At 58.4% G+C, this 23817-nt stretch carries 21 protein-coding genes; 3 read left to right on the top strand and 18 right to left on the bottom strand.

The window, feature by feature from the left end:
* Positions 1 to 144: 144 nt before the first annotated feature.
* The 17 genes from HPT27_RS11445 to HPT27_RS11365 form a co-directional block, all read right to left on the bottom strand.
* Complete coding sequence (locus HPT27_RS11445) at positions 145 to 2088, bottom strand: cytochrome c/FTR1 family iron permease (protein WP_172243288.1); 1944 nt, start codon at positions 2086 to 2088, stop codon at positions 145 to 147.
* A 372-nt stretch (positions 2089 to 2460) separates the two neighbouring features.
* Entirely contained in the window at positions 2461 to 2862 is a 402-nt protein-coding gene (locus HPT27_RS19325; RefSeq protein WP_235950869.1) for an HvfA family oxazolone/thioamide-modified RiPP metallophore, read from the bottom strand.
* A 176-nt stretch (positions 2863 to 3038) separates the two neighbouring features.
* A complete protein-coding gene (locus tag HPT27_RS11435) occupies positions 3039 to 6155 on the bottom strand; it encodes an efflux RND transporter permease subunit (protein WP_172243285.1) in 3117 nt (1038 codons plus the stop codon).
* Positions 6152 to 7690 (bottom strand): efflux RND transporter periplasmic adaptor subunit, encoded by a 1539-nt coding sequence (locus tag HPT27_RS11430; protein ID WP_172243283.1) that lies wholly within the window; start codon positions 7688 to 7690, stop codon positions 6152 to 6154. Before HPT27_RS11430 ends, HPT27_RS11435 begins: the two co-directional genes overlap by 4 nt.
* Positions 7687 to 8994 carry a TolC family protein gene (locus HPT27_RS11425; protein WP_172243281.1) on the bottom strand — a complete coding sequence of 436 codons (1308 nt, stop codon included), beginning with the start codon at positions 8992 to 8994 and terminating at the stop codon, positions 7687 to 7689. Before HPT27_RS11425 ends, HPT27_RS11430 begins: the two co-directional genes overlap by 4 nt.
* 104 nt (positions 8995 to 9098) lie before the next feature.
* On the bottom strand, positions 9099 to 9359 hold the full coding sequence (locus HPT27_RS11420) for a hypothetical protein (RefSeq protein WP_172243279.1): 261 nt from the start codon (positions 9357 to 9359) through the stop codon (positions 9099 to 9101).
* A gap of 389 nt (positions 9360 to 9748) precedes the next feature.
* Positions 9749 to 10237: a low molecular weight protein-tyrosine-phosphatase gene (locus HPT27_RS11415; protein ID WP_172243277.1), complete on the bottom strand. Its 489-nt coding sequence runs from the start codon at positions 10235 to 10237 to the stop codon at positions 9749 to 9751.
* 89 nt (positions 10238 to 10326) lie between these two features.
* Positions 10327 to 11073, bottom strand: coding sequence for a 3-deoxy-manno-octulosonate cytidylyltransferase (gene kdsB / locus HPT27_RS11410; RefSeq protein ID WP_172243275.1), 747 nt, complete (start codon positions 11071 to 11073; stop codon positions 10327 to 10329).
* A 3-nt stretch (positions 11074 to 11076) separates the two neighbouring features.
* Entirely contained in the window at positions 11077 to 11253 is a 177-nt protein-coding gene (locus HPT27_RS11405; RefSeq protein ID WP_172243273.1) for a Trm112 family protein, read from the bottom strand.
* Positions 11246 to 12280 (bottom strand): tetraacyldisaccharide 4'-kinase, encoded by a 1035-nt coding sequence (gene lpxK, locus HPT27_RS11400; protein WP_172243271.1) that lies wholly within the window; start codon positions 12278 to 12280, stop codon positions 11246 to 11248. The genes HPT27_RS11405 and lpxK overlap by 8 nt, the downstream gene beginning before the upstream one ends.
* Entirely contained in the window at positions 12277 to 14058 is a 1782-nt protein-coding gene (gene msbA, locus HPT27_RS11395) for a lipid A export permease/ATP-binding protein MsbA (RefSeq protein WP_172243269.1), read from the bottom strand. Before msbA ends, lpxK begins: the two co-directional genes overlap by 4 nt.
* Position 14059: 1 nt before the next feature.
* Positions 14060 to 14491 (bottom strand): ExbD/TolR family protein, encoded by a 432-nt coding sequence (locus HPT27_RS11390; protein ID WP_172243266.1) that lies wholly within the window; start codon positions 14489 to 14491, stop codon positions 14060 to 14062.
* Positions 14491 to 15168, bottom strand: coding sequence for a MotA/TolQ/ExbB proton channel family protein (locus tag HPT27_RS11385; RefSeq protein ID WP_172243263.1), 678 nt, complete (start codon positions 15166 to 15168; stop codon positions 14491 to 14493). The genes HPT27_RS11390 and HPT27_RS11385 overlap by 1 nt, the downstream gene beginning before the upstream one ends.
* 108 nt (positions 15169 to 15276) lie before the next feature.
* Complete coding sequence (locus tag HPT27_RS11380) at positions 15277 to 17559, bottom strand: DNA internalization-related competence protein ComEC/Rec2 (protein ID WP_172243260.1); 2283 nt, start codon at positions 17557 to 17559, stop codon at positions 15277 to 15279.
* Between the two features lie 903 nt (positions 17560 to 18462).
* The gene (locus HPT27_RS11375; RefSeq protein ID WP_172243257.1) at positions 18463 to 18819 is read right to left on the bottom strand and encodes a hypothetical protein; all 357 of its coding nucleotides are present in this window, start codon (positions 18817 to 18819) and stop codon (positions 18463 to 18465) included.
* Between the two features lie 14 nt (positions 18820 to 18833).
* Positions 18834 to 19571 (bottom strand): lipoprotein-releasing ABC transporter ATP-binding protein LolD, encoded by a 738-nt coding sequence (gene lolD, locus HPT27_RS11370; protein ID WP_172243254.1) that lies wholly within the window; start codon positions 19569 to 19571, stop codon positions 18834 to 18836.
* On the bottom strand, positions 19564 to 20811 hold the full coding sequence (locus HPT27_RS11365) for a lipoprotein-releasing ABC transporter permease subunit (RefSeq protein ID WP_172243251.1): 1248 nt from the start codon (positions 20809 to 20811) through the stop codon (positions 19564 to 19566). Before HPT27_RS11365 ends, lolD begins: the two co-directional genes overlap by 8 nt.
* Before the next feature lie 129 nt (positions 20812 to 20940).
* On the opposite strand from HPT27_RS11365, the gene HPT27_RS11360 reads away from it, so the two are divergent.
* The 3 genes from HPT27_RS11360 to HPT27_RS11350 all read left to right on the top strand — a co-directional run bounded on the left by HPT27_RS11360 (position 20941) and on the right by HPT27_RS11350 (position 22317).
* Positions 20941 to 21525, top strand: a complete 585-nt coding sequence (locus tag HPT27_RS11360) for a PilZ domain-containing protein (RefSeq protein WP_172243248.1) — start codon at positions 20941 to 20943, stop codon at positions 21523 to 21525.
* Positions 21526 to 21648: 123 nt separating this feature from the next.
* On the top strand, positions 21649 to 22014 hold the full coding sequence (locus HPT27_RS11355) for a phosphodiesterase (RefSeq protein ID WP_211197934.1): 366 nt from the start codon (positions 21649 to 21651) through the stop codon (positions 22012 to 22014).
* Between the two features lie 36 nt (positions 22015 to 22050).
* Entirely contained in the window at positions 22051 to 22317 is a 267-nt protein-coding gene (locus tag HPT27_RS11350) for a hypothetical protein (protein WP_172243245.1), read from the top strand.
* 56 nt (positions 22318 to 22373) lie between these two features.
* Here the strand turns inward: HPT27_RS11350 and HPT27_RS11345 are convergent, their stop codons facing one another.
* The gene (locus tag HPT27_RS11345; protein WP_172243241.1) at positions 22374 to 23807 is read right to left on the bottom strand and encodes a homospermidine synthase; all 1434 of its coding nucleotides are present in this window, start codon (positions 23805 to 23807) and stop codon (positions 22374 to 22376) included.
* Between the last annotated feature and the right edge of the window lie 10 nt (positions 23808 to 23817).

The raw sequence follows: 23817 nt of genomic DNA, 5'->3' as shown, positions 1-23817 counted from the left end.
AAGTGTAGTGCGGAAATGCAGCGAGCCTATATTTGCCGATTCGATTAGCGCATATCCGACTTTCCCTTCTGCCACTTACAGCTATTCGCTACTTTCCCAAGACCGGTGCCGGGCGGCTCTGGACCTCTCGCTTTCACACTGACCTCAGTGGCTTTTGTTGGAAAGTCGTTGCACCGATAACAAATTCAAGCCGAAGCCGAGCGCGGCAATCAGCAAAACGATGACCTGGGCTGACACCGTTTCCACTGACGGATACATGCCCAGCACTTCGAGCCGCGGCCCCGGCAGCGGATTCGCACTCAACCAACCGGCCTCTTGCAAGCCAGCAACACCTTTGCCAGCAAGGACAACAGCCAAGATCGCCACCAACACAGAACTGAGCGAGAAAAACTTTCCAATCGGCATCCGGGCGCTGGTGCGCAACAGCAACCATGCAACAATTGCCAGCAGCGCAATACCCGCAAGTAAGCCGGCCAGCAATGCGCTGCCATTGCCATCAACGGCTAGCGCCGAATAAAACAGTATGGTTTCAAATACCTCGCGGTAAACCGCGATAAACGCCAACGCAAACAGCGCCCATGCCGAGCGATGCGATACGGCTGTCGATAGTTTTTCTTTGAGATAGGCCTGCCAATGACCGGCGGCGCTCTTCTGGTGCATCCAGATACCAACACCGAGTAGCACGACGGCGGCTAGCAGCGAGGACAGTCCTTCAGTGACTTCCCGACTGGCGCCACTGATGTCAACCAGATACGTCGCCGCAAACCATGTCAGCCCACCAGCGAGCAAGGCACTGACCCAACCGAAATGCACCTGCCGGATTGCGGTGTTGCGTTCTGCTTTTTTCAGGAACGCCAGTATGCCGATCACGATCAGCAACGCTTCCAGCCCCTCACGTAGCAGGATCGTTAGTGCTCCAATGAAAGTTGTCATGGGATCTGCGGTGCCAGCAACCAACTCGGCTTCGACCTGATCGAACAATTTGCTCAACTGCTGAGCGATGGCCGCCGCTTGCTCGCGGTCATCATCGGCAATGGTGTGGCGATACTGCAGCATGGCACTCTCGACCTGTTGCAGCAGGGCGGGATTGCGAGCACTGAGCAATGGCTCGGTTGGCTCGAAACCATCCAGATACGCCGACAGTGCCAGCCGCGTGGCTGCTACCGCGTCGCCCGCTTGCGCCGCCGACAAACTCTCTCGTATGCACTGACGCGCTAGAGCGAGGCCGTTATCTGCTGATTTGGCTAGCGCCTCGGGGTGAGTGCGAAGAAAGGCCATGACATCTCGGGCGCTATCGCCTGGCATTGCTGGCACCAAGGACGCTTCGGTCGCAGTTGTCAGTGCGGCAAGGTCGCCAAGCTGTGTTTGCAGCGAAGTATTTTGGCGCCAAAGTTCGGCACCGCGCTCTCGCATTCCATCGTCATGCGACAAGGTTCCGACATAGAACGCGAGAGCCCAGCGATCGGCATCGGGTAATCCTGCGTAGCTGACCATCGCCGTGCCACTGAGACCTTGCGACACAACCAGATATAAGGCCAGCAGGCTACGGGAGCGGGCACGCTCCGGTTCCGAGAAAGCGACAGGTTTCGGATCTAGTTGGGCCGCCAACGGGCCATCGGCATGGCCAGACATACCGTGGCAGCCGGCGCAATGGGCAGCATACAGAGTCGCCCCTTTCTTCAGATCGGGTGGAGTATTCGGCGCGAGTGGAATTGGGTAGCCATCCAACAGTTTTCGGCTCGCCTGCTGCGCCAGTCGCGCGACTTCTGCAGGTGCCTGCTTCTCCTGCACGGAGGACTCCAGTTGTGCTATCGCGGCCAGCACAGCAGGCTTACCTTGCCCCTGTGGCAAGCGCTCAGCTTGTTGGCGCGCACGCATCGCGAACTCCAGCATCTCTTGGTATTCGCCTGCGCTGAGAACAACACCATTCGTGACAGCGCCAGGGTAATCAACCGCAATGTAATCGAGCAGCTGCCACAGTTGGCGAGCTTCTGCGTCGGTTGCTGGCGCGGAAGGCGTGGCGACATCGGCTATGACGCCGGTGGCAAATAGCAGGCCGGCGATCAGGGAAAGGAGCCGTTGTTTCATAGTAGACGTCCGAGAATGCGACTGATTGATATTCCCGATAATCTAAACCCTGTAGTGGCTATAGAGTCAAATGGGGGTTTTAGCCTAGCTTTAGTCAATGCCTGGCACGAAGCTTCCCCAGTGCAGTCGCAGTCAGCGCAACTCCCCGAAGCCCCTGTCTGGCACCTGAATGCGACAACGCCAGATAGGGCGACTTGTACTCATCACACCCTCAGGTTGAAAAGCTGGCTATGGCATTGGTTAGCAGCGTGACTGTACTCGCCGCCTCCGAGGTTGGTTACAGAGGCAATGAGAAAAATGGGTGGGGCTTGCGCCCCACCCGAAGTAACCGGCTGAAGAGGAGACTGTCGCCGGTTCCAAGCCAATTACAGATTATTTCTTTTCGCCGCCTGCATCGTCCTGCTTCATCGTGCCGCCACACTTTCCTTCACCACATTTCCCTTCATGCATCTTGTCGGCGCCGCAGCGACCTTCGCCGCACTTGCCTTCGCCGCACTTGCCTTCCCCGCATTTGCCTTCCATTGTGTGCTTGTGCGGGGTGCCCTGCTTGGGATTGGCGGACTTGATATGCTTGGTAGTGCCACAGCGACCTTCGCCGCATTTCCCTTCCATCTCTTTTGTCTTGTCAGTGGCTTGCTCAGCGGCGCCATCCGGCACGCTGTTTTGATAGCCCTGAGCCAGGTCAGCGTAGCTGAACAATGGCGCACCAATTGCTGCACCGCTTAAACCTAGCGTCACCGCACTCACTGATAACAGCTTCATCTTGGCGTTCATACACTTTCTCCTGCAGCGTGAACGAGGGGCGTTCACTACCCGTGCTCTTCTTTAAATTCAACTCTGCATACGGCATTTCGACACGCCGCTGGCCACCAATCCGCTTTTCCTTGTCATTGTGTTGGAATCGCGGAATCACCTAGGCCCTCACGTGTCGACGGTAATGCCGTTGCCAATCATTCACGACGACGCATCAATCGATACGCTGCCGGAATGACAAACAACGACAGCATTGGCGCGGTCACCATGCCGCCGATCATCGGTGCCGCAATGCGGCTCATCACTTCGCTGCCCGTGCCACTGCCCCAGAAAATGGGTAGCAAACCGGCGACGATCACGGCGACGGTCATCGCCTTAGGCCGCACACGCTGTACCGCACCTTCCCGAATGGCCTCCAGCAGATCGGTCTCACCGGTTCGGTTGCTCACCGCTCGCTCGATCCACGCATTTTTTAAATACAGCAGCATGATCACGCCAAACTCGGCTGCCACGCCGGCAAGCGCAATAAAGCCGACCCCGGTCGCCACCGAGAGATTGAAGTCCAGCCAATACAGAAACCAGACGCCACCGGTCAGCGCGAACGGCAGCGTGGCCATGATGAGTGCAGCTTCATCGATGCGTCGAAAGGTTAGGTACAACAGCACGAAGATAATCAGCAACGTACCGGGAACAACTAGCTGCAGCCTGGCATTGGCGCGCTCCATAAACTCGAACTGACCGGAGTAGCTAAGGCTCATGCCGGTTTCGAGTGTCACCTCACGAGTAACGGCCACACGCAATTCCGCGACCACCGATGCCAAATCGCGACCGCGCACATCGATGTAGACCCAGCCGCTCGGCCGAGCGTTTTCGCTCTTGAGCATCGGCGGGCCATCCGATACCCGAATCTTCGCCACCGTGCCGAGCGTGATCTGCTGACCATCGGCAGTCAGGATTGGGAGCGCACTCAGACGGTCGAGGGTGTCACGCCATTCGCGTGGATAGCGCAGATTGATCGGAAAGCGCGCCAGCCCTTCCACTGTCTCACCGATGTTCTCACCACCGATCAAGCCTGATACGACCGCTTGCACGTCACTGATATTGAGCCCGTAGCGAGCGGCTGCTATGCGGTCGATATCGACGTCGATATAGCGACCGCCGGTCAGCCGTTCGGCCAAGGCCGATGACACCCCCGGTACTGTTTTGGCGACACGCTCTACGTCTTGGGCAATTCGATCGATTACCGTGAGATCGCTGCCGGCAATCTTGATTCCGATCGGGCTCTTGATCCCGGTTGCCAGCATGTCGATGCGGTTTCGGATCGGTGGTATCCAGATATTGGTCAGGCCCGGGACTTTTACGACACGATCCAATTCTCCAACCAGTTTCTCTGGCGTCATACCAGGTCGCCACTCGTCGCGTGGCTTGAACTGCACTGTGGTTTCGAACATCTCCAAAGGCGCGGGATCGGTCGCGGTTTCGGCGCGGCCGGCTTTGCCAAACACATGCGCCACTTCCGGTACGGTTTTGATCAAGCGGTCAGTGAGTTGCAGCAGCTCGCTGGCTTTTTGTGCCGAAAGGCCTGGCAGCGCACTCGGCATATACAGCACATCGCCTTCATCCAATGGCGGAAGGAATTCGCCACCGAGTTGACTAATGGGCCACGCAGAGCTCAGTAATACGAACACGGCAGCCAACAAGGTCAGTTTGGGGTGGACTAACACCGCATCCAGCAACGGCCGATAGAGCCGAATCAGCCAGCGATTGAGGGGATTTTGGTCCTCACGTGGCAACTGACCGCGGATCCAATAGCCCATCAAGACCGGGATCAGCGTGACTGATAAACCTGCCGCGGCTGCCATCGCATAAGTTTTGGTGAATGCCAGCGGCCCAAACAGCCGGCCCTCCTGTGCTTCCAAGGTAAACACCGGAATGAATGACAGCGTGATGATCAACAGTGAGAAAAACAACGCCGGTCCCACTTCAATGGCCGCCTCCGTCATCACTTGCCAATGGGCTTCGCCGTGGAGCTGCTGGCCAGGATGGGCGTGTTGCCATGCCTCGACCTTCTTGTGGGCGTTTTCGATCATCACGACGGCGGCATCGACCATCGCGCCAATCGCGATAGCAATACCACCCAGCGACATGATGTTGGCATTGATGCCCTGATAACGCATGACGATAAACGCTATCAAGATGCCGAGCGGCAGCGACACGATGGCAACCAGACTCGACCGCAGATGCCAGAGGAAGGCGGCACAAACGAGAGCAACCACGATGAACTCTTCCAGGAGTTTGTGACTCAGGTTGCTTACCGCCCGGTCGATCAGCTGGCTACGGTCATAGGTGGTGACGATCTCCACACCGGTCGGCAAGCTGGCTTTTAGTTGGGCCAGCTTGGCGTGCACGGCTGCCAAGGTCTCGCGGGCATTTTTTCCCGAACGCAGCACCACAACGCCGCCAACCGATTCACCTTCGCCGTCGAGCTCGGCAATGCCGCGGCGCATTTCCGGTCCAAGCTGAATATGGGCGACGTCGTTCAGCGTGATCGGTACGCCGTTCACGAGTCGCAGCGGTATGGCCCGGAAATCGTCCAACGATTTTAGATAACCACTGGCGCGCACCATCATTTCGGCTTCACCGAGTTCCAGCACCGCACCGCCGGTTTCTTGATTGGCTTGGCTGATGGCTTCGCGCACCGTTGTGTGGCTAATGCCGAAGCTGGCCAACTTCATTGGGTCGAGTACAACTTGATATTGTTTGACCATGCCACCGACGGTGGCGACTTCGGCGACATTCGGCAGGGTCTTCAATTCAAACTTCAGAAACCAGTCTTGCAGTGCGCGCAGCTGCGCCAGATCGTGATGGCCAGACCGATCAACCAAAGCATATTGGTAAATCCAGCCGACACCGGTCGCATCTGGGCCGAGCGCTGTCTTTGCCGTTGTTGGCAACCGGTTCTGTACCTGATTCAGGTATTCGAGAACCCGCGATCGAGCCCAGTACAGATCGGTGCCATCGTCAAACAGGACGTAAACGAAGCTGTCGCCGAAGAATGAAAAGCCGCGCACCGTTTTTGCACCGGGCACCGACAACATGGTCGTTGCCAGCGGATAGGTCACTTGATTTTCGACCAGTTGCGGCGCCTGCCCGGGATAACTGGTGCGGATAATGACTTGGACATCGGACAGATCCGGCAGCGCATCAATGGGCGTGGTCTTGACAGCCCACACCCCCGATGCAATCGCGGCAACGCTTGCCAGCAATACCAGAAAGCGGTTGCTGACCGACCAGCGGATGAGTGCGGCGATCATGGCTGCACTCCCGTCGTTTGCTGCGGATCAAGCGGTATGATTTGCTCTATCGTCAGACCGTCGTCCGTCTCACGCACGCCAACCCGTACCTTGTCGCCAACGTGAAACGCGCGAATGAGTTCGGGGTGGGCTACTGGGAACGTCATCGTCATGCCGGGCATGCCGAGCGTTTTGAACGGGCCGTGCTTGAGCGTTAATCGATTGCCTTCGATGGCCTCGATCATGCCGTCAGCCTGATGCAGCGCCATCGTCGGGTCATCTTGCTCGATGATGCTGGTGCTGGTGCTGGCCTCGGCCAATCGCGTTACCACATTGCGCAAGTTCGCTTCCGAATCGATCAGGAACTGCCCGCTGACCACGACCTGCTGCTGAGCTTCCAATCCAGACACGATAACCGTGCGGTCGCCGATTTCGCGGCCCGGTATCACCTCGACCGGCGTAAAGCGGTTGTCAGCGTCTGCGACAATGACCAGTGCACGTTTGCCGGTCCGAATGATCGCTTCGGTCGCGATAGCCAGACCGGTTTCGCCATTGCTGCCCTGCAGTTTCACTCGGGCGGACATGCCGGGCCGTAGCAGGTAGTCTCGATTTGGCAGTTCAATCCGCAGGCGCAGGCTGCGGCTATTTTCATTGAGTGCTGGCAAGATCGCACTGACGTGGCCGGTAAATCGCTTGCCCGGAAAGGCCGGCAGCATTGCCTCTATCGCATCGCCTTCCCGAATACCGTCCGCTTGTGCTTCCGGAAGCGCAGCTTCGAGCCAGACTGTTGTTAAGCCATTAATGCGGGCCACGGTTTGCCCAGCACTCAGGCTCATGCCGGCGCGCGTCTCCAGTGACTGGAGCACGCCGCTTTTGTTGGCTTTGAGCACGAACGTCGCCGCTGGTTTGCCGGTTTGCTCCAACTGCTGGATATGCTCAGCTGACATCCCCAGCTGTTGCAGGCGCTCGTGCGCCGCGCGCAGCAACACAGCATCGCCACTGTCACGCACGCCAAGCCATTCGTGCTGTGCAGCAGTCCATTCCGGTACGCGTAGTGCCAGCAGCGACTGCCCGACCGTGATGAGATCGCCAGCCGCCAGCGGCCACACCCGTTCGACAAATCCGGCCGCACGCACTTGCTCTATGGTTAGGTTGCGCTCATTGAACTCCACCATGCCGGTTACCTCAACCACGGTATCAAGTGAAATCTGTTCGACGCTCGCCACACGGATGCCTAGGTTCTGGCGGATTTGGGGATCGATCTGAACAGAAGATGTGTCTGCATCATCGGCGTACTTCGGCACCAGCTCCATGTCCATAAATGGCGATTTGCCCGGTTTGTCGAAATGCTGTTGCGGTGCCATCGGGTCATACCAATACAGCACCCGCGCGGTAGCACTCTCTGCACCGACCTTCGACGCATCTTCTGTGGGAATTGACTCCATGCGGGTGCGGTCGGCCCACCACCAACCGCCGGCAGCGCCCAGTGCCAGCAGAACGAGTCCAGTAGCAAGCAACGCCACGGCGTGACGCGATATTTTCGAATCTGTTTTCATGGAAGCACTCCGGCAAATTCGCCGCTGAGATCGTCGTACGTGAAATGCAAGCGCGCCGCCAGTTGCTCACGCTCGCTGGTGGCGACGATGGCACTCAATCGGGTTTCGAGACGCTCGCGTCGCGCGGCAATGACGTCGCTGAGCGCGCCGGCGCCGGCGCGCCAACCGGCTAGGGCCAGCGTCACTTTCTCGTCAGCTAGCGGAAGAAGGGTTTCGGTAAAGCGCGTTTCGGATTGCTGCAGTCGCTGATACTCCGCCAGTTCACTTTCCAGCATGGCGAGGTGTTCTCGCGTGAACGCTTCGGACTCAGCGTTCAGCGCGATCTGCTCTGCCTGCTTGGCGGCAATCAGCGGTTCCTGGCGACTGCTGGCAAAAAACGGCAAATCAAAACTGACTTGCACCATCACCATATCGCCAAAATCCGGGCCACGCTTTTGGTAAGCCAATTCCAGCGCCCAATCCGGGCGTTTGGCGGCATTCGCTTCCGCGATTTCGGCATCAAGAATTTGTGCTTTTGGCCTGAACACGGCCAGCTCTGGATGCTGGTGTACTCGCCGAATCAGTTGCTCGCGACTGATGGACCAATCGGGCATGTCGCCTGCGAGCGGTTCGTCTGCGGCGGCGCCAAGCCAGCGTCGCAGTTGGGCGATGGCTGCAGCCCGTTTGGCCATCAATTCGTCGCGGCGCTGGGCCAGCATGGCGGCTTCTTGCCGCGGCATCACCACGTCCGTCGCGGCCGCTTTGCCACCCGCGTGCTGCGCCCGTATTGCTGTATCGAACAGGCGATTCTCGACAACTAGTTCATCAAGAACGGACAACTGTTGTTCGACTGCGTGTCGGACTAGCCATGCTTGCGCGGTTTCCCGCAGCACCGTCTGCTGGGCCACTTGCTCGTAGGCTTTGCTCAGCGCAATGCGTGCGCTGGCGGCATCCATGCGAGCATTTCGCTTGGCGGCATTGGGGAATTCCTGCATCAGCCCAATGCGTTGCATGGTCATGAAATCAGCGGTCAGGCTGTAACGGTCGGGGCCTTCGATCGGCAGGTTTTCAATCCCCAGCGCCAACTTTGGATCAGGCAATTCACCCGCAGGCAGTGCCGCCTGCCGGGCTGCGCTCGTTTGTGCCTCACTGGCACGCACAAGCGGGGCGTCTTGCAATGCCAGACGCAGCGCATCGTGAAAGGGCAACGACTCAGCCTGTCCGAGCGAAGCGACCCCGATCAAAATTGAGGCGATGGCGAATCGGCCCCAGCTGCGCAGGACCAGCGACTGCCGACGACGCAGTCGCAAAAAGAACAGAAACATGGACTAACTCCACTGAGGAGCACATGCAGTGGCAACGGCCAACGCATGCAAACCGTCACGCCCCGTGCATCAGCACAGGCGGGCATGGACCAGAACGGTGGGAGTTAGGCTAGTGCTGGCGGTCGCCAGACACTGGAGGGATCAAAGGTATGAATGAACAGCGGGGTGACTGAAAAGGCAAGTGCGGTAATACGCGGTGATACGTCCACCGCAGGTTGAATCAGGATGCCAAGGCTGCCGGTCGGGCATTCTTGCCCGGCTTTGCACAGCTGGCCGGTTTTGGCGACGGCCTCTGCATCATTGCAGCAATCGTCGCCGGAGTCGTCATCGGCCATCACCATGGTGTGGCTACTTTGCACCTTCATCCCTGTTTCCATCGGGCAAGGCACTTTGAATGCATGCGCGACCGCAACACCTTGTGCAGGTATCGTCAGACAGAGCAGTAACCACAGAAATGCACGCATGCCGTGAGCGTAGTGGATGCGATGGCACCTTGGCAAGGCTGGCGGGTGGCCACACCACGTCGAACTGGCAGTGCCACCATGCCCTGGTCGAAGTGAGGTCTATTTGTGTCTGACAAAGACGAAACGTCTACGGTGCGGGTGTTGGAGGGGGATGAGAAGAGAAAACCCCACACAAAAGTGTGGGGTTCAGGTTTGTGCATCAGCTACCTAATGGCGAACAGCAACAAAAAAGCCCCGCAGGTCGGGGCTTTTTTGCTGCCAGCATTTTATCGCCGGAAATCAGATCGCAATCAAAGACGGTGGCGCTGCTTCAACTCAAGCAACAGACCACGGCAACCGGCATCGACAATATCGAATACCCGTTGAAAGCCATTCAGCGGCCCGTAATAGGGATCCGGCACATCGGTCAGTGCCAGCGCGGGTGCAAACTCCAGCAAGCGGTGCAAGGTTGCTCTGACCTCGTCATCTTCCGGTCGCATGCTGAGCAACTGCTCATGGTGTCCCTCATCCATCGCAATCAGATAATCAAACTGCCGAAAATCATCCAGCTTTATCTTGCGCGCACGTTGCTTTGACAAATCGATACCGCGTGCCTTGGCCGCCTGCTGCGTCCGCGGGTCCGGCGCCTGACCGGCATGACTGCCACTGACCCCCGCCGAATCCACCAAAAAATGGCGCGCCAACCCTTGCTCGCGCAGCAACTGCTCAAATACGCCTTGGGCAGTAGGCGAGCGGCAGATGTTACCGGTACAAACAAACAATACCCCGATGCGTTCCATGCGCTGCCCTGCTCTATCGTTCTGGTTTCACGTGTTTGTGTTTCAAGGATCTTTCATCATGACAGGCATCACCATGTCGGCGATGCCTGTCAGCGCAGCAATTCGCGCAACCGCGCCAGGTCTTCCGGTGTATCGACGCCGGCCGGTGGCACTTCGCGTGCGGGCTCGACGTGAATCGCCGCGCCATTCCACAGCGCGCGCAACTGTTCCAGTGATTCCAGTTGCTCAATCGGCGCCGGCGCCCAACTGACAAACTGCTGCAGAAACCGCACCCGATACGCGTAAATGCCGATGTGGCGCTGCCAGGGGGTCAAATCGCTTGGCGTTGCCGGAAAATGTTTGCGTGAATACGGAATGCTGGCGCGCGAGAAATACAGCGCGCGGCCGGTCTTGTCGGCCACTACCTTGACCACGCTCGGTTCGAACAGCTGTGCCGCGCCATCCAACGGGCAACTCAAGGTCGCCATGCCATAATCCGGATGAGCAGCCAGATTGCCCGCGACCTGATCGATAATCGTCGGCGGGATCAAGGGCTCGTCACCCTGAACATTGACGATGATGGTTTCCGGCGCCAGACCGAGTTTGCTCGCCGCCTCGTTCAGCCGGTCGCTGCCCGACTCGTGCGTCGCCGCCGTCATCACCACCTCGGCACCGAAGCTGGCAGCCGCGTCGGCAATCCGGCTGTCATCTGTGGCTATTGCCACCCGGCTGGCCGCGCTCAGTTTCGCCCGTTCATAAACGTGCTGAATCATCGGTTTGCCGGCAATATCAGCGAGCGGTTTGGCTGGCAAGCGGGTCGACGCGTAACGCGCCGGAATGATCACCACGAACGCCATGATTCAATTCTCTTCCGCGCCAAGCGGGCGCGCTTCATCTTCCAGCATCACCGGAATGCCGTCCTTGACCGGAAAGGCAAGCCGGTCAAATTTGCAAACCAGTTCCTGACTGGCTTTCCGGTATTCCAGTTTGCCCTTGCAGATCGGGCAGGCCAGAATCTCAAGCAGATGTTTATCCATGATCGATTCCGTGTTGGCTGACGACACCGGCATTGCCGGCATCGCGATAATCCTGTTTCAGTTTTTGCAAACGCTGGTCGAGCTTGCTGACAAAGCGCTCATCCAGTTCCGCGCGCACCCGCACGAACCACATTCCTGAATGAGCAAAAGCGCGGCACTTGACCGCGTCTTTTTCGGTCATCAGCACTGGCGCATCGCGCCATGGCAAGTCCGTGGCCTGATAGCCATGATGATCGGGAAAGGGATGCGGCAGCACCGATAAACCGGCGGTGCGCAAACTGGTAAAGAAACGGGCCGGATTGCCAATCCCGGCGACTGCGTGCACGGTCTGGCCGCGAAAATCGGCGAGCGTTCGCGCTTGCGCATCCGGTAAGAGCGGCAGACAACGATCCGTTTGCAATCGCATCACATGTTCGGCCAATCCCGGAATCTCGGCGCCATTGCCTACCCGAAAATCCGCTTGTTGCAGCCGCGCCGGTAATTCCCGCAATGGCCCGGCCGGCAGCAACCAACCATTGCCAAGTTGGCGAACGGCATCGATGACCACAATTTCGATATCACGGCGCAGTGCGTAGTGCTGCAGGCCATCATCGCTGATCACGATATTGCAGCCCAACCGACGCAGTTCCGCTGCGGCTCTGGCCCGTTTTGGATCCACCACTACCGGAACTTGGCTTGCACGTTGCAGCAGCAATGGCTCGTCACCGACTTCAGCAGCAGCGCTGTCCGGCGTCACGATGCAGGGATAACGCTCCGCCTTGCCACCGTAACCACGGCTGACAATGCCGGGTTGCCAACCCTGCGCACGCAAATGCTCGGCCAGCCACAACACCAGCGGCGTTTTGCCGGTGCCGCCCACGCTGATATTGCCCACCACAATGACCGGAATACCGGGATGCTCACTGCGCAGCCAGCCCCAGCGAAACAGCCGGCGTCGGATCGCGACCAACAGTCGCATGAGCACATGCAAAGGCCACAACCCGCACAGCCGCCAGCGCGGACCATACCAGGCCTGAGCCAGACTCATGCCTCGGCGCCATCTCGAAACTGCATCGCGTGCAGCTTGGCATATTCGCCATTTTGCGCCAGCAATTCGCGATGACTGCCCTGCTCGACAATTACGCCTTGATCCAGCACCAGAATCTGATCGGCTTGCTCGATGGTCGACAAGCGATGCGCGATCACGATCGTGGTCCGGTTCTGCATCAGTTTTTCCAGCGCATTCTGAATCTGACGCTCGGATTCGTTATCGAGTGCTGATGTCGCCTCATCCAGCACCAGCACTGGCGCGTCCTTTAACAGCGCGCGAGCAATCGCCAAACGTTGGCGCTGGCCGCCAGACAGATTGATGCCGTTGTCACCCACCTTGGTGTCCAGACCTTCCGGCAACGCCGAAATGAACTCCCAGGCATTGGCCAGCTTGGCCGCATTGATGATGGCCTCGTCGCTGGCGCCTTTCATGTCGCCATACGCGATGTTGTTGCGCACGCTGTCGTTGAACAGCGTGACCTGTTGCGAGACAAAGGCAAACTGTCGACGATAATCGGCCAGCTGGTAGCGCTCGATATCGATGCCATCCAACTGAATCTGACCCGCCTGCGGGTGATACAGGCGCAACAGCAAACTGGCCAGCGTCGATTTGCCACTGCCGGAACGACCAACCAGCGCAACGGTTTTGCCAGCCGGCACTGTGAAAGAAATCTCGCGCAGCACCTGCTGTGTTTTACCCGGATAGCAGAACACCACACTCGACACATCGAGCCGACCCTTGGCCCGGTCAAGTTTCTCAACGCCATTATCGACTTCGTCCGGCATGTCGAGAAATTCAAAAATACTGTTCGCCGCGGCAATACCCTGCTGCAAGGTAGCGTTGACCGAACTGAGCGTACGCAATGGTTTCTGGATGGTCACCATCGCCATGAACGCCGCCACAAACGCACCGGGGGTCAATTCATTGCGCGCGATCAAACCGGCCGCGACATACAACACACCGGCCAGCGCCACGCCCGCGATCAGATAGATCAAGGTCACGCTGAGCGCTTTGGTGACAATCATCTTCAGTTGTTGGCGACGGTTACCATCAGCAGCCTTGTAAAACGCATTGCGCTCATGCTCTTCACCACCAAAGGTCTTGATGGTGCGATAACCTTGCACTGACTGGGTGGCGACGTTTGTGACCATACCCATCGCGGCCTGCATGTTTTTGGAAATGCGGCGAAACCGTTTTGACGCCTCGCGCAAGACCCAGACAATCAGCGGACCGCCGATAAAGAACAAGGCACCCAATTGCCAGCTGTTATAGAACACGATACCGGCGTAGATGAAAACGCCAGCGCCTTCCCGAACAATATCCTTGATGGCTTCGGTTGCTGCCGTGCCGATGCGGTCGACATTGAAGGTCAGCGTCGAGATCAGATCGCCGGTGGTGCGGGCATCGAAAAACGCGGCTGGCATGCGCATGTATTTATCGAACAATTGCTGGCGCAAATCCTGGACGATGCCGCGACCGACATAGCCCATGCAGTATTCCGAAGCAAAGCTGAAAAAAGCACGCAAGATGCCGTAGAGCAAGACGTAGATCGGCAACAGCGTCAGGAATTCGGCATCTTTTTTGACAAAGCCGTCATCAACCACTTTCTTCATGCCGTTCATCAGCGTGCCATCAACTGCTGAAAACAGCGCGTTGGCGATAATGCCGGCGATGAAAATCCACAGATAGGGCTTCAGATACGTCAGCAGGCGCTTATAGACCTGCCACGGCGTCATGCTGGTGCTCGACACGGGCATCTTGGGATTCACAGACATCTTAGGGTTCCGACGGCGATTGCGCCGCCATGGTCAGTTTGTGAAAGCCCAGCTGGCCCGCTGCGTCCATCGCCGTCGCTACGGCCTGATAAGGCGCTTTGCCGTCGGCACTGATCACCATCGGCAATTCGGCATTGCCGTTGGACACTTCCTGCAGGGCGGACTTCAGCGTGTTCAACTGACTGTTGACCAGCGGTTTGGCATTGACGAAAAAATTGCCAGCCGCATCGACTGTCACTTCGATGATCTCGGCCGGTAACGCCGCTTCGGTCGGTGCCGCACCGGCGGTCGGCAGGTTGACCTGCATCTGGGTATCGCGATTGAACCGGGTCGAGACCATGAAGAAAATGATCAAGGTCAGGATCACGTCGATCAATGGCGTCAGGTTGATATTGAGATCTTCGCGGCCGTGCCGGCGCCGTTCGAGCAGCATCAGCGTTTTCCGTTCTGATTATGTCCAACACCGGCATTGCCAGTGGCGTTGTCGCTCGCACCCGGTTCCGGGAACGAGGACGGGAACAGGGCTTCCACCATCTTGGTCGCCTCTGCCTCCATTTGGCAGATCAGCTCGTCAATGCGGCGATGCAGCCAGCGGTACAGAAACGTTGCCGGAATGGCCACAAACAAGCCCATTGCGGTGGTAATCAGCGCTTCGGCAATACCACCGGCGAGCGCCGCCGGATCGCCCATGCCGCTGGCATTGGCAGCGAAGAACATCTTGATCATGCCAAGCACGGTACCAAGCAGACCGAGCAGCGGCGCGACCATGGCAATGGTGCCGAGCGTGTTCATGAACCGCTCCATTTCGATGACGGTACGGCGACCGGCTTCGGAAATGTTTTGCTTGACCACATCACGACCCTGGCTATGCACGGCATAACCGGCCGCCAGCAATTCACCGAGCGGTGAATGCGCGCGCAATTCTTTCATCCGCTCTTTGGTCAACTCGCCTTTGCGGATCCAGGTCCAGACCTGACTGACCAGATTTTTCGGGACAACGCGAGACGCACGCAGCGCCCAAAAACGTTCAATGCTGATGCCGAGCGCGGCAATCGAGCAGAACAACAGCGGGTACATGACCCAGCCACCGGCGGTAAACAGCTGTAACACGCGAAATTCCTCTGTCTTTCAAGCTCTTACAAGGCGGCGACACTCTAACACAACCGCCTGCGCCGGTGGCATCGGACAGGGGCCGGAAGCGGGTCAGGCAGCGGCCAATTATTCAGGCAGTGAACCGCGCCACAAACGTGTGGCCTGGCGTGCGAACACCGGCGCCGGCAGCGCCGGCCCGGACAGATCAAAGCGTATCGCGCCGAGTTCGGTCGTATTCAGCACCACCGCGCCGGCAGCCTGATAGCGGGCGACAATTTCCGGACGTGGATGCCGGTGCGGATTCCGGTAACCGGCGCTGACCAGCGCATAACGCGGCTGCACGGCGGCCACCAGCGCCGGCGACGACGAGCCGGCGCTGCCATGGTGCGGCACCAGCAACAGTTCGGCCGCCACATTCGGCTCACGCGCCAACAGCGTGGCCTCCGCGTCCGCCGAAATGTCGCCAGTCAGCAGCAGCGTATGCGCGCCGGCCTGAATGCGCAGCACGCAGGAACGGTCGTTGGCGGCCGACGCCGTTGCCGCGTCTTCGGCCGTCGGGTGCAACACTGTTACCGTCAGCTGACCGAGCGCGTACTGCTGGCCGCGCAAACAGGCTAGGCTCGTCACACCGTCAACCGGTTCGCCGGACCAAACCTGACGTGCCGGCAACGCGGCCAGCACGGCGCCGGCACCACCGGCATGATCGGTGTCAGCATGACTGAGCCAGAACTGATCAATCTGCGACCAACCCAGCGCGCGCAGCGCCGGCACCACCACCTGATCGCCGGCATCAAAACGTTCGCCACGCGGACCGCTGTCGTACAGCAGTACCCCGCTATCGGTTTCCAGAATCACGGCCGTGCCTTGGCCGACATCGAGCAACGTCAGCTGCGGCAGTGGCCGATCCGGCCAGCGCCATTCCAGCATCGGCACCAGCAACAAAAGCGGCAGCAACCGTCGCCACGGTGTCCACGGTGCAACCAGCAGCAAGCTCGCCAGCAGGAGCGCGCTCAAGCCAATCAGCGACAATTCCGGCGGCTGAATGCTGGCCAGTTGCCAGCCCGCCAACCACTCAAGCCAACGGAAAAATACCGACAGACTCCAGTCACTGGCGTGCAGCAGCAGCGTCGCCACCGATGGCAGCCAATCGAGCAACAAACACCCCAGCAAGGCCAATGGCGTGCTGACAAAACTGACCCACGGCACCGCCAGCAGATTCGCCAATGGCGACACCAGCGAAGCTTGACCAAACCAGAGCAAGGTCAGCGGCAACAAGGCCAGTGAGAGCAGCATTTGCACGCGGACCGCCGCCCACCACCACGAGCTGGCGATCGGCCGGCCGGCACCGAGCAAAAACAGCAAACCGACCGCGCCAAATGACAGCCAGAACCCCGGCTCCAGCAGTGCGCACGGATCCAGCAGCAAAGTCAGGATAAGCGCCAGTGACAAAGTCGATGACAACGGCCATTGCCGACGGCGCACCCAACCGAAGGCAATCACCGCCAACATCAGCACCGAACGCAGCGTCGGCGTTGAAAATCCGGCCAGCGCGCTGTACGCCAGCGCGACCACAAGGCCGGCAACAATGCCGGCCAGCGGTGCCGGCCAGAACAGGCAAAGCCGCGGAAACAAGCGCCAGCATCCGGCGAACAGAAAACCGGCGACAGCGGCAATCAAGGTGATGTGCAAACCGGAAATCGCGACCAGATGGGTCGTGCCGGTATCGCGAAACAAGCGCCAGTCGGCCGGGCTGATCGCATCATCGGCGCCAAAACTCAGACCCGCGATCACGGCGCCGTGCTCAAGCGGCAAGGCCAGCAACTGCTCACGCAAATTCTGCCGGACACCTTGCAAGGAAACCGGCGCTGCCGCCGTGAGCAGCACGGCGGCCGGCTTTTCACGCACGTAACCGGTCGCTCGAACATGCTGGGCAAACAGCCAGCGCTCGTAATCAAAACCCTGAAAATTCAAACTGCCGCGCGGTGGCTTCAAGCGCACTGTGAACTGCCAGCGCTCGCCCACTTGTGGTGTTTGTGCCGGCTCATACCAGGACAAACGCAGCGTCGCTGGCTGCCAGGCGGGCACCGCTTGTTCGCCATAACGCTCCAGCGCAAAGACAAAACGCTGGCTGCGATCACCCGCCTCCGGCAACGACACAATCCGGCCTTCGACCCGGATGTCTTTCTGGATATCAGCGGTCGGCAGTTGCCAGGAAAAGAGCCAATTGAAATGCGCGGTGCTGACGCTCAACGCCAGCAGGGAAATGCCGAGCCAACGGAGTGGCCAGCGTTTTTGCAGTAACAGGATCAAAGCGGGCAAAGCCAGCCACAGAGTGGCCAACGGCAACGGCGTGGGCAGCAGAAATAGGCTTGCTGTAGTTAGCAGGACTAGTAGCGCGGCCATGCGCATTGGGTTTGCCTCCTTGCCGATTTATCTGGCAACTTTTCGATCAAAGTGTAAAGAGCGGCTTCGACCATTGCCGGGTCTCGGCAATTGCTCCTGCATTGCTCTACCTCCGACATCCCTGTCGTCGTCGCCCCGGCGGGCGACGTACTTTCTTGGCGCAAGAAAGTACGCAAAGAACATTGCCCGGCTCCGAGCCGCTAAAACGATAAAACCGTTTTAGCGGTTCCCTGTGCTGCTCATTACGTCTGGGGCTTTTCAGACAGCACATCCATGTGCAGTCTGAAAAGGCTTCGGCTTCCTGCCTCGCCCCTACGTTTCACTACGGGCTGTTAACCCAGACTCCATTCCGCTGCTCGGCTCGTCGAACGGGCGGAGACTTCAACGGCACGCTACGCGCAAAGCCAAAGCCAAAGCCAAAGCCAAAGCCAAAGCCAAAGCCAAATCCGTCATTCCAGCGAAAGCCGGAATCCATTGTCCTTTTTTAATTCAACGTCAAATTGGATTCCGGCTTTCGCCGGAATGACAGACTTTGTTGCATAGCCGAAGCGAGATCACGCTCTAGAAAACGGGGCCCCATCGCGCCAGCCGGTGGGCGCGTGCCAGCGGTCGGGTGCGCTGACAGGGATGTCAGCGCAGCACTGATAAGGCAGGACGCCGCATCAGTGCGTGCCCGAAGCCGATGGCACGTGCACAACGGGCGGAACAGCCGAAGCAACCAAACCAATACTGGCGCGTCTGGGGCGTGTTTCTTTGCCTTCTTTCTTTGCACGAGCAAAGAAAGAAGGTCGCCCGCCGGGGCGAGACCCGGCAAACCAGCAGGCCAAAGCTGTTCAGTCTTCTGGTGTTTTAGTGCATCATCTCAGGAAGCCAGATTCGCAACAAGTTCGCGAAACAAAGCAGTTCAGCTCATGCAGTGGCACGCATCTTGAAGCCCAATCTGGTTGTTGCTAAATGCAAAAACAAGAACGCGAGCAAACCAAACATATTCCCCAAAAACACACCAACAAGTACTGAGCACAAACCAAACGCAGCTAAATTTGATGACCAACCAAACAAAACATCCTTACCGCCAAGAGATGCCTCATCCCACCACAAGATATTCCACCAGAAAGCTGATGCGGCAATGTAGTCCAGAACTATCCGACGAATACCTACGATGTTTCTTCGTGACAGTTCTGCATCCACAGACCGAAGGAGCGTGGCCTCATGTTCCGTGTCCAGATATCTGATTCCGATAAGCTCAAACGCGGATAGATGTTTCATCTGTGATCTAAACCTCAGTTGAGGTCACTCAACTGACCGTCACGCAGTCGCAGCGTCCGATCCATCCGCGCTGCCAAACTCGCATCATGGGTCACGATCACAAAACTGGTGCCGTGTTTTTCATTGAGCGCCAGCATCAGATCGTAAACCGCGCCGGCAGTTTTCGAATCCAGATTGCCGGTGGGTTCATCGGCGAGTACGCAGCGTGGTTCGGTGACCAAGGCGCGAGCCAGTGCTATGCGTTGCCGTTCGCCGCCGGAGAGTTCGCCGGGTTTGTGTTTTTCGCGGGCGGCGAGGCCGACATCGGCGATGGCTTGTGCCGCCGCCGCGCGGGCCGCTTTGACATTGTCGCCGCGGATCAGCAGCGGCATGGCCACGTTTTCGAGCGCGGTGAATTCCGGCAGCAGGTGGTGGAACTGGTAAACAAAACCGAGATTACGGTTGCGCCAATCGCCCTGGGCTTTTGGATTCAACTCGTGAATGGCTTTGCCGCAGACCTGGACCGTGCCTTTGCTTGGCTCATCAAGCGCGCCGAGCAAATGCAGCAGCGTGCTTTTGCCGGAACCGGAGGCGCCAACAATGGCAACCCGCTCGCCTTTGCCGATTTGCAGATCAATGCTCTTCAGCACTTCCACTTTCAGCGGACCTTCGGCAAAGGTCTTGCCGAGATCACGCGCTTCGATCACCCATTCGGACGGGCTGGCGGTATTTTGTTGGCGGTTCTGTTGATTGCTGGTCACGGCATTACTCATAGCGGAGCGCCTCCGCCGGTTTCACCCGCGAGGCACGCCACGCCGGATAGATGGTGGAAATCAGGCACATCAGGAACGCGGTCAGGCCGACGTTGAACACATCTCCCCACTCCAGCTGACTGGGCAGAAAGCCGATGAAATAGACATCGCCCGGCACCAGGGCAACGCCAAACTGATGTTCAATCCAGGCGACGATGCCCGGCAGGTTCAAACTCAAGGTCACGCCACCGGTGAGGCCAATCAAGGTGCCGAACAGGCCGTTGACCAAACCCTGCACCATAAACACCGACATGATGTGACCGGGGCTGGCGCCCAGCGTGCGCAAAATGGCGATGTCGCTTTGCTTGTCGGTGACCACCATCACCAGCGTTGAGATGATGTTGAATGCCGCGACCGCGATGATGAACGTCAGCAGCACGAACATCATGGTCTTTTCCATTTTCACGGCATGGAACAGCGGACCGTAGCTGCGGGTCCAGTCAGAGGTGTATTGCTCCAGCGGCAGATTGAGTCGCAGTTGATCAGCGAGTTGCGGCGCATGCAGCACATCCGTGACTTTCAAACGCAAACCATGCACGCCCTCGCCGAGTCGCATCAAGGCCTGCGCGTCAGCGATATTGACGTAAGCCATGCTGGCATCCATTTCGGCGCGCACTTCAAAGGTGCCGACCACGGTGAAGCGACGTTGCCGTGGCACCACACCGGCCGCGCCAATGGTGGTTGCCTCCGGAATGATCACGCTGACCTTGTCGCCAATCCGCACGGCGAGGTTATCCGCCAGCACCTGACCCAGCACAATGCCAAACTCGCCGGGCTTCAATGCCGACAGCGAACCAAACACCATGTGCTCGCCGACAATCGACACCTGCTGTTCCAGCGTCGGGTCGATGCCCTGAACCAGACCAAAGCGGTTATAACCGGCATAGCGGAACATGGACTGGGCGCTGACAAAGGGCGCGCTCGCCTCGATGCCCGGGTGATGCTTGAATTTCTCGGCCAGCGCCGGCCAGTCATTGAGCGCGCCGCGGCTATCGGCAATGACCACGTGCGGGGCCATGCCGAGAATACGGGTCTGCAACTCGCGCTCGAAACCGTTCATCACGGACAGCACGGTGATCAGCACCGTCACACCGAGGGCAATGCCGCCGATGGAGACCAGCGAAATGAAGGAAATGAAGTGGTTGCGGCGCTTGGCGCGGGTATAACGCAGACCGACAAAAACGGAGAACGGTCGAAACATGGCAGATCCGGAAAATGGGCAGCCAGACTGGCCGCCAAGCAGGCCGGCATCATCCCATTCGTGCTAGGCTAAGGCAAGAAATCCGGCCCCTGATCCGGGCCCGCTGCCAGCCTGCTGAGGTCGCCTGCCATGTCTGCCTCCGATACGCCGCTTGCTGCCACGGCTGATGCCGATCGGCGAGACTATTTCCGCATCAACGATACTGTTGCCCTGCGCGTCAACGTGGTCACCGATGCCAGCAGTCCGGTCATGGCGCCCGTCGAGCTGGCGGCCGGCCACCAGCTGTTGCGCGAACTGCAGCTGATCGACAGCGACAGCAACGCCCTGCTGCGCAATATCCAGGACAAATCCCGCGACATCGGCCAGTACTTCAAACTCATCAACCGCAAGATTGAACTGACCGCGCGTTTCTATGTGCTGCAGCAAGCCGCCAGCCATTACCAGACCCAGGACGTGATCCTGAGCGGCAGCGGCCTTGGCTTTCCCTTTACCCAGGCTCTGGCGCTCGACAGTCTGGTCGATCTGCATTTCATTTTGCTGCACACCGCCACCGCCGTCAGCTGCCGGGCCAAGATAGTCCGCTGCGATGCCTTTGACGGCGGACGCTTTTATCTCGGCAGCGAATTCACCGAGATTGCTGACAGCGACCGCGACGCCATTGTCCGCCATGCCTTGCATGTCGAAGCAGCGCGGCGGCGCGAAGCCAATAGCTGACACGGTATTTCATCCAACAGGTTGGCCGGCAGATTTTGTGCAGTCGATACAATTATCGAAGCCCGCACACCGATAGACTGCCGCACAAACCCGCGACCCTTAACCGGAATCAGGAATCACACCATGCGAACCCTGCCGCTGCTTGCCGCCGCTCTGGCATTTGCCTTCGTCGTCGTATCAACGGCCCGGGCCGAAGTGATTCAGATCCCCTTGAGTCAGCAAGGCGACAGTCAGCTGGCGCGTCCGAGCAAAGGCATGAGCAAAGCCGACGTCGAGAAAAAATTTGGCGCCCCGGAAAGCAGTCAGGGCCCGGTTGGCGAACCGCCGATCACCCGCTGGGTCTACCCGGATTTTGTCGTGATGTTTGAATACGACCATGTCGTGCATTCGGTGCTCAAGCACAAACCGAAAGCGCCGATTGATGAGAGCGAAGCTACGCAGAACGAGCCATCAACCGAGCAAGATCAAGCTGCGCCCGTAGAACAATAGGCCCGCCATGACGCCAGAAGCGGATCATCAGACGAAATGATGAGCGAACATGAAATAGTCCAAACCTTTGAGATTACCGGGCGTGGAGCGGTAGTAGTAATTCCGGACATTACTGCCCAACGCGTTGGCAAGTCTATCAAAGTCGAGATATTAACTCCAAATGGAGCAACTCTTTGCGCTGAAGCATTTAAGGAGTGGCTGCTTCGCCACCAACCAGAAGCGGTTGAAAATGAAGCATATCACTTAATCGGTTTGCACAAAAAAGATATTCCCGAAGGTTCACGATTGAGATTTCTTGATTAACACGCGCAAAAAAAACGGCTGGCGCGATGCCAGCCGTTTTTTTATAAACAAAAACCTTACAGCACCCGCACATTCTTGAATTGCCACGGGTCACTGCCATCAACGTCCTCGGCAAACACTTCATTGCGATGCTGCAACGGTGTCCAGTCGGTGTATTGGCCGAGCAGCTTGCCGAGATACGGTTTCTGCACCTCCAGCGTGCGCTGAAAATCCATGTCCTCCGCTTCGACGATGCCGGCCTGCGGATTCTCAATGGCCCAGACCATGCCCGCCAACACCGCGCTGGTCACCTGCAGCGTGGTCGCGCTGTTGTGCGGCGCCAGCGTCTTGGCTTCTTTTGCCGTCAGCTGCGAACCGAACCAATACGCACCTTTGGCGTGACCCGCCAGCAACACCCCGAGCTCGTCCATGCCGTCGGTGATTTCGTCACGCAAAATTCGCTGCTTCGGTTGCAGCTTGAAATTACGGCCATTGAATTCGTGCAGCGAAACTACGGCACTGTCACAGGGGTGATAGGAGTAATGGCAGGTCGGACGGTAGGCAATCTTGTCGCCTTCACGAACCGTCAGGTAATCGGAAATCGAAATCGCTTCATTGTGGGTGATGAGAAAACCATGAAACGGACCGTAATCCGGCGTCCAGGTTCGCACCCGCACGGTCGCACCGGGCCGTTTCAGGAAAATGGCGGCGCCGCAGCCAAACTCGTGGCGACTGCCATCGCTCGGAAAATGCCGTTCGTGGCTGCCCCAACCCAGTTCCGCTGGCTGACAACCTTCGCCGACAAACCCGTCGACCGACCAGGTGTTGACGAACTCGTTCATCTGCTTGGGCCGATCGGTGATTTGGGTGTCGCGCTCGGCCACGTGAATCGTCTTGATGTTGAGCTTCTGCGCCAATTTCGCCCAGCCGTTGCGATCCGTCGGCGTAGTCACTTCACCCTGAGTATCTTCACCATGAATGTCGTGATGCAGATTCAGCAAGGCCTGCTTCAGCAAATGCGACACCATGCCCGGATTGGCGCCGTTGGCAAAAATGGCGGTGCGACCATTCGGGTATTTCTGGCGCAACGCCAAGGCCTGTTCCCGAAAGGCGTAATTCGACCGTTCCGACAGGCTTTTGTGCGGGTCGGTATAACCACCGGCCCAGGGCTCGATGCAGGTATCGATATACAGCGTCTGATGTTGCTGACACAGCTCCACCAAGGCGATCGATGAGACGTCCACCGACAGGTTGACCATGAACGTGCCGGGGGTCAGCAAGGGGGTCAGCACTTCCCGATAATTGTCACGGGTCAGGGCATGATTGACGAAACGAATACCGTACTCCCGCGCTTCATCGTGACCGCGTTCATCGGCAGTGACGATGGTGATGTCATCGGTGGTAACTCCCAGATGACGCAAGATCAATGGCAGTACACCCTGGCCAATTGCACCAAAGCCCACCATCACAATCTTGCCCGGCGCACGGGCGTGAATGACGTATTCGTTCATCTCGATAAGA

Origin of the sequence: Permianibacter fluminis (genome assembly GCF_013179735.1) — a bacterium.
In the GTDB taxonomy this organism is placed as follows: domain Bacteria; phylum Pseudomonadota; class Gammaproteobacteria; order Enterobacterales; family Permianibacteraceae; genus Permianibacter; species Permianibacter fluminis.
The sequence above is the reverse complement of the archived record's forward strand: the minus strand, read 5'-3'. Positions and strand labels throughout refer to the sequence as shown.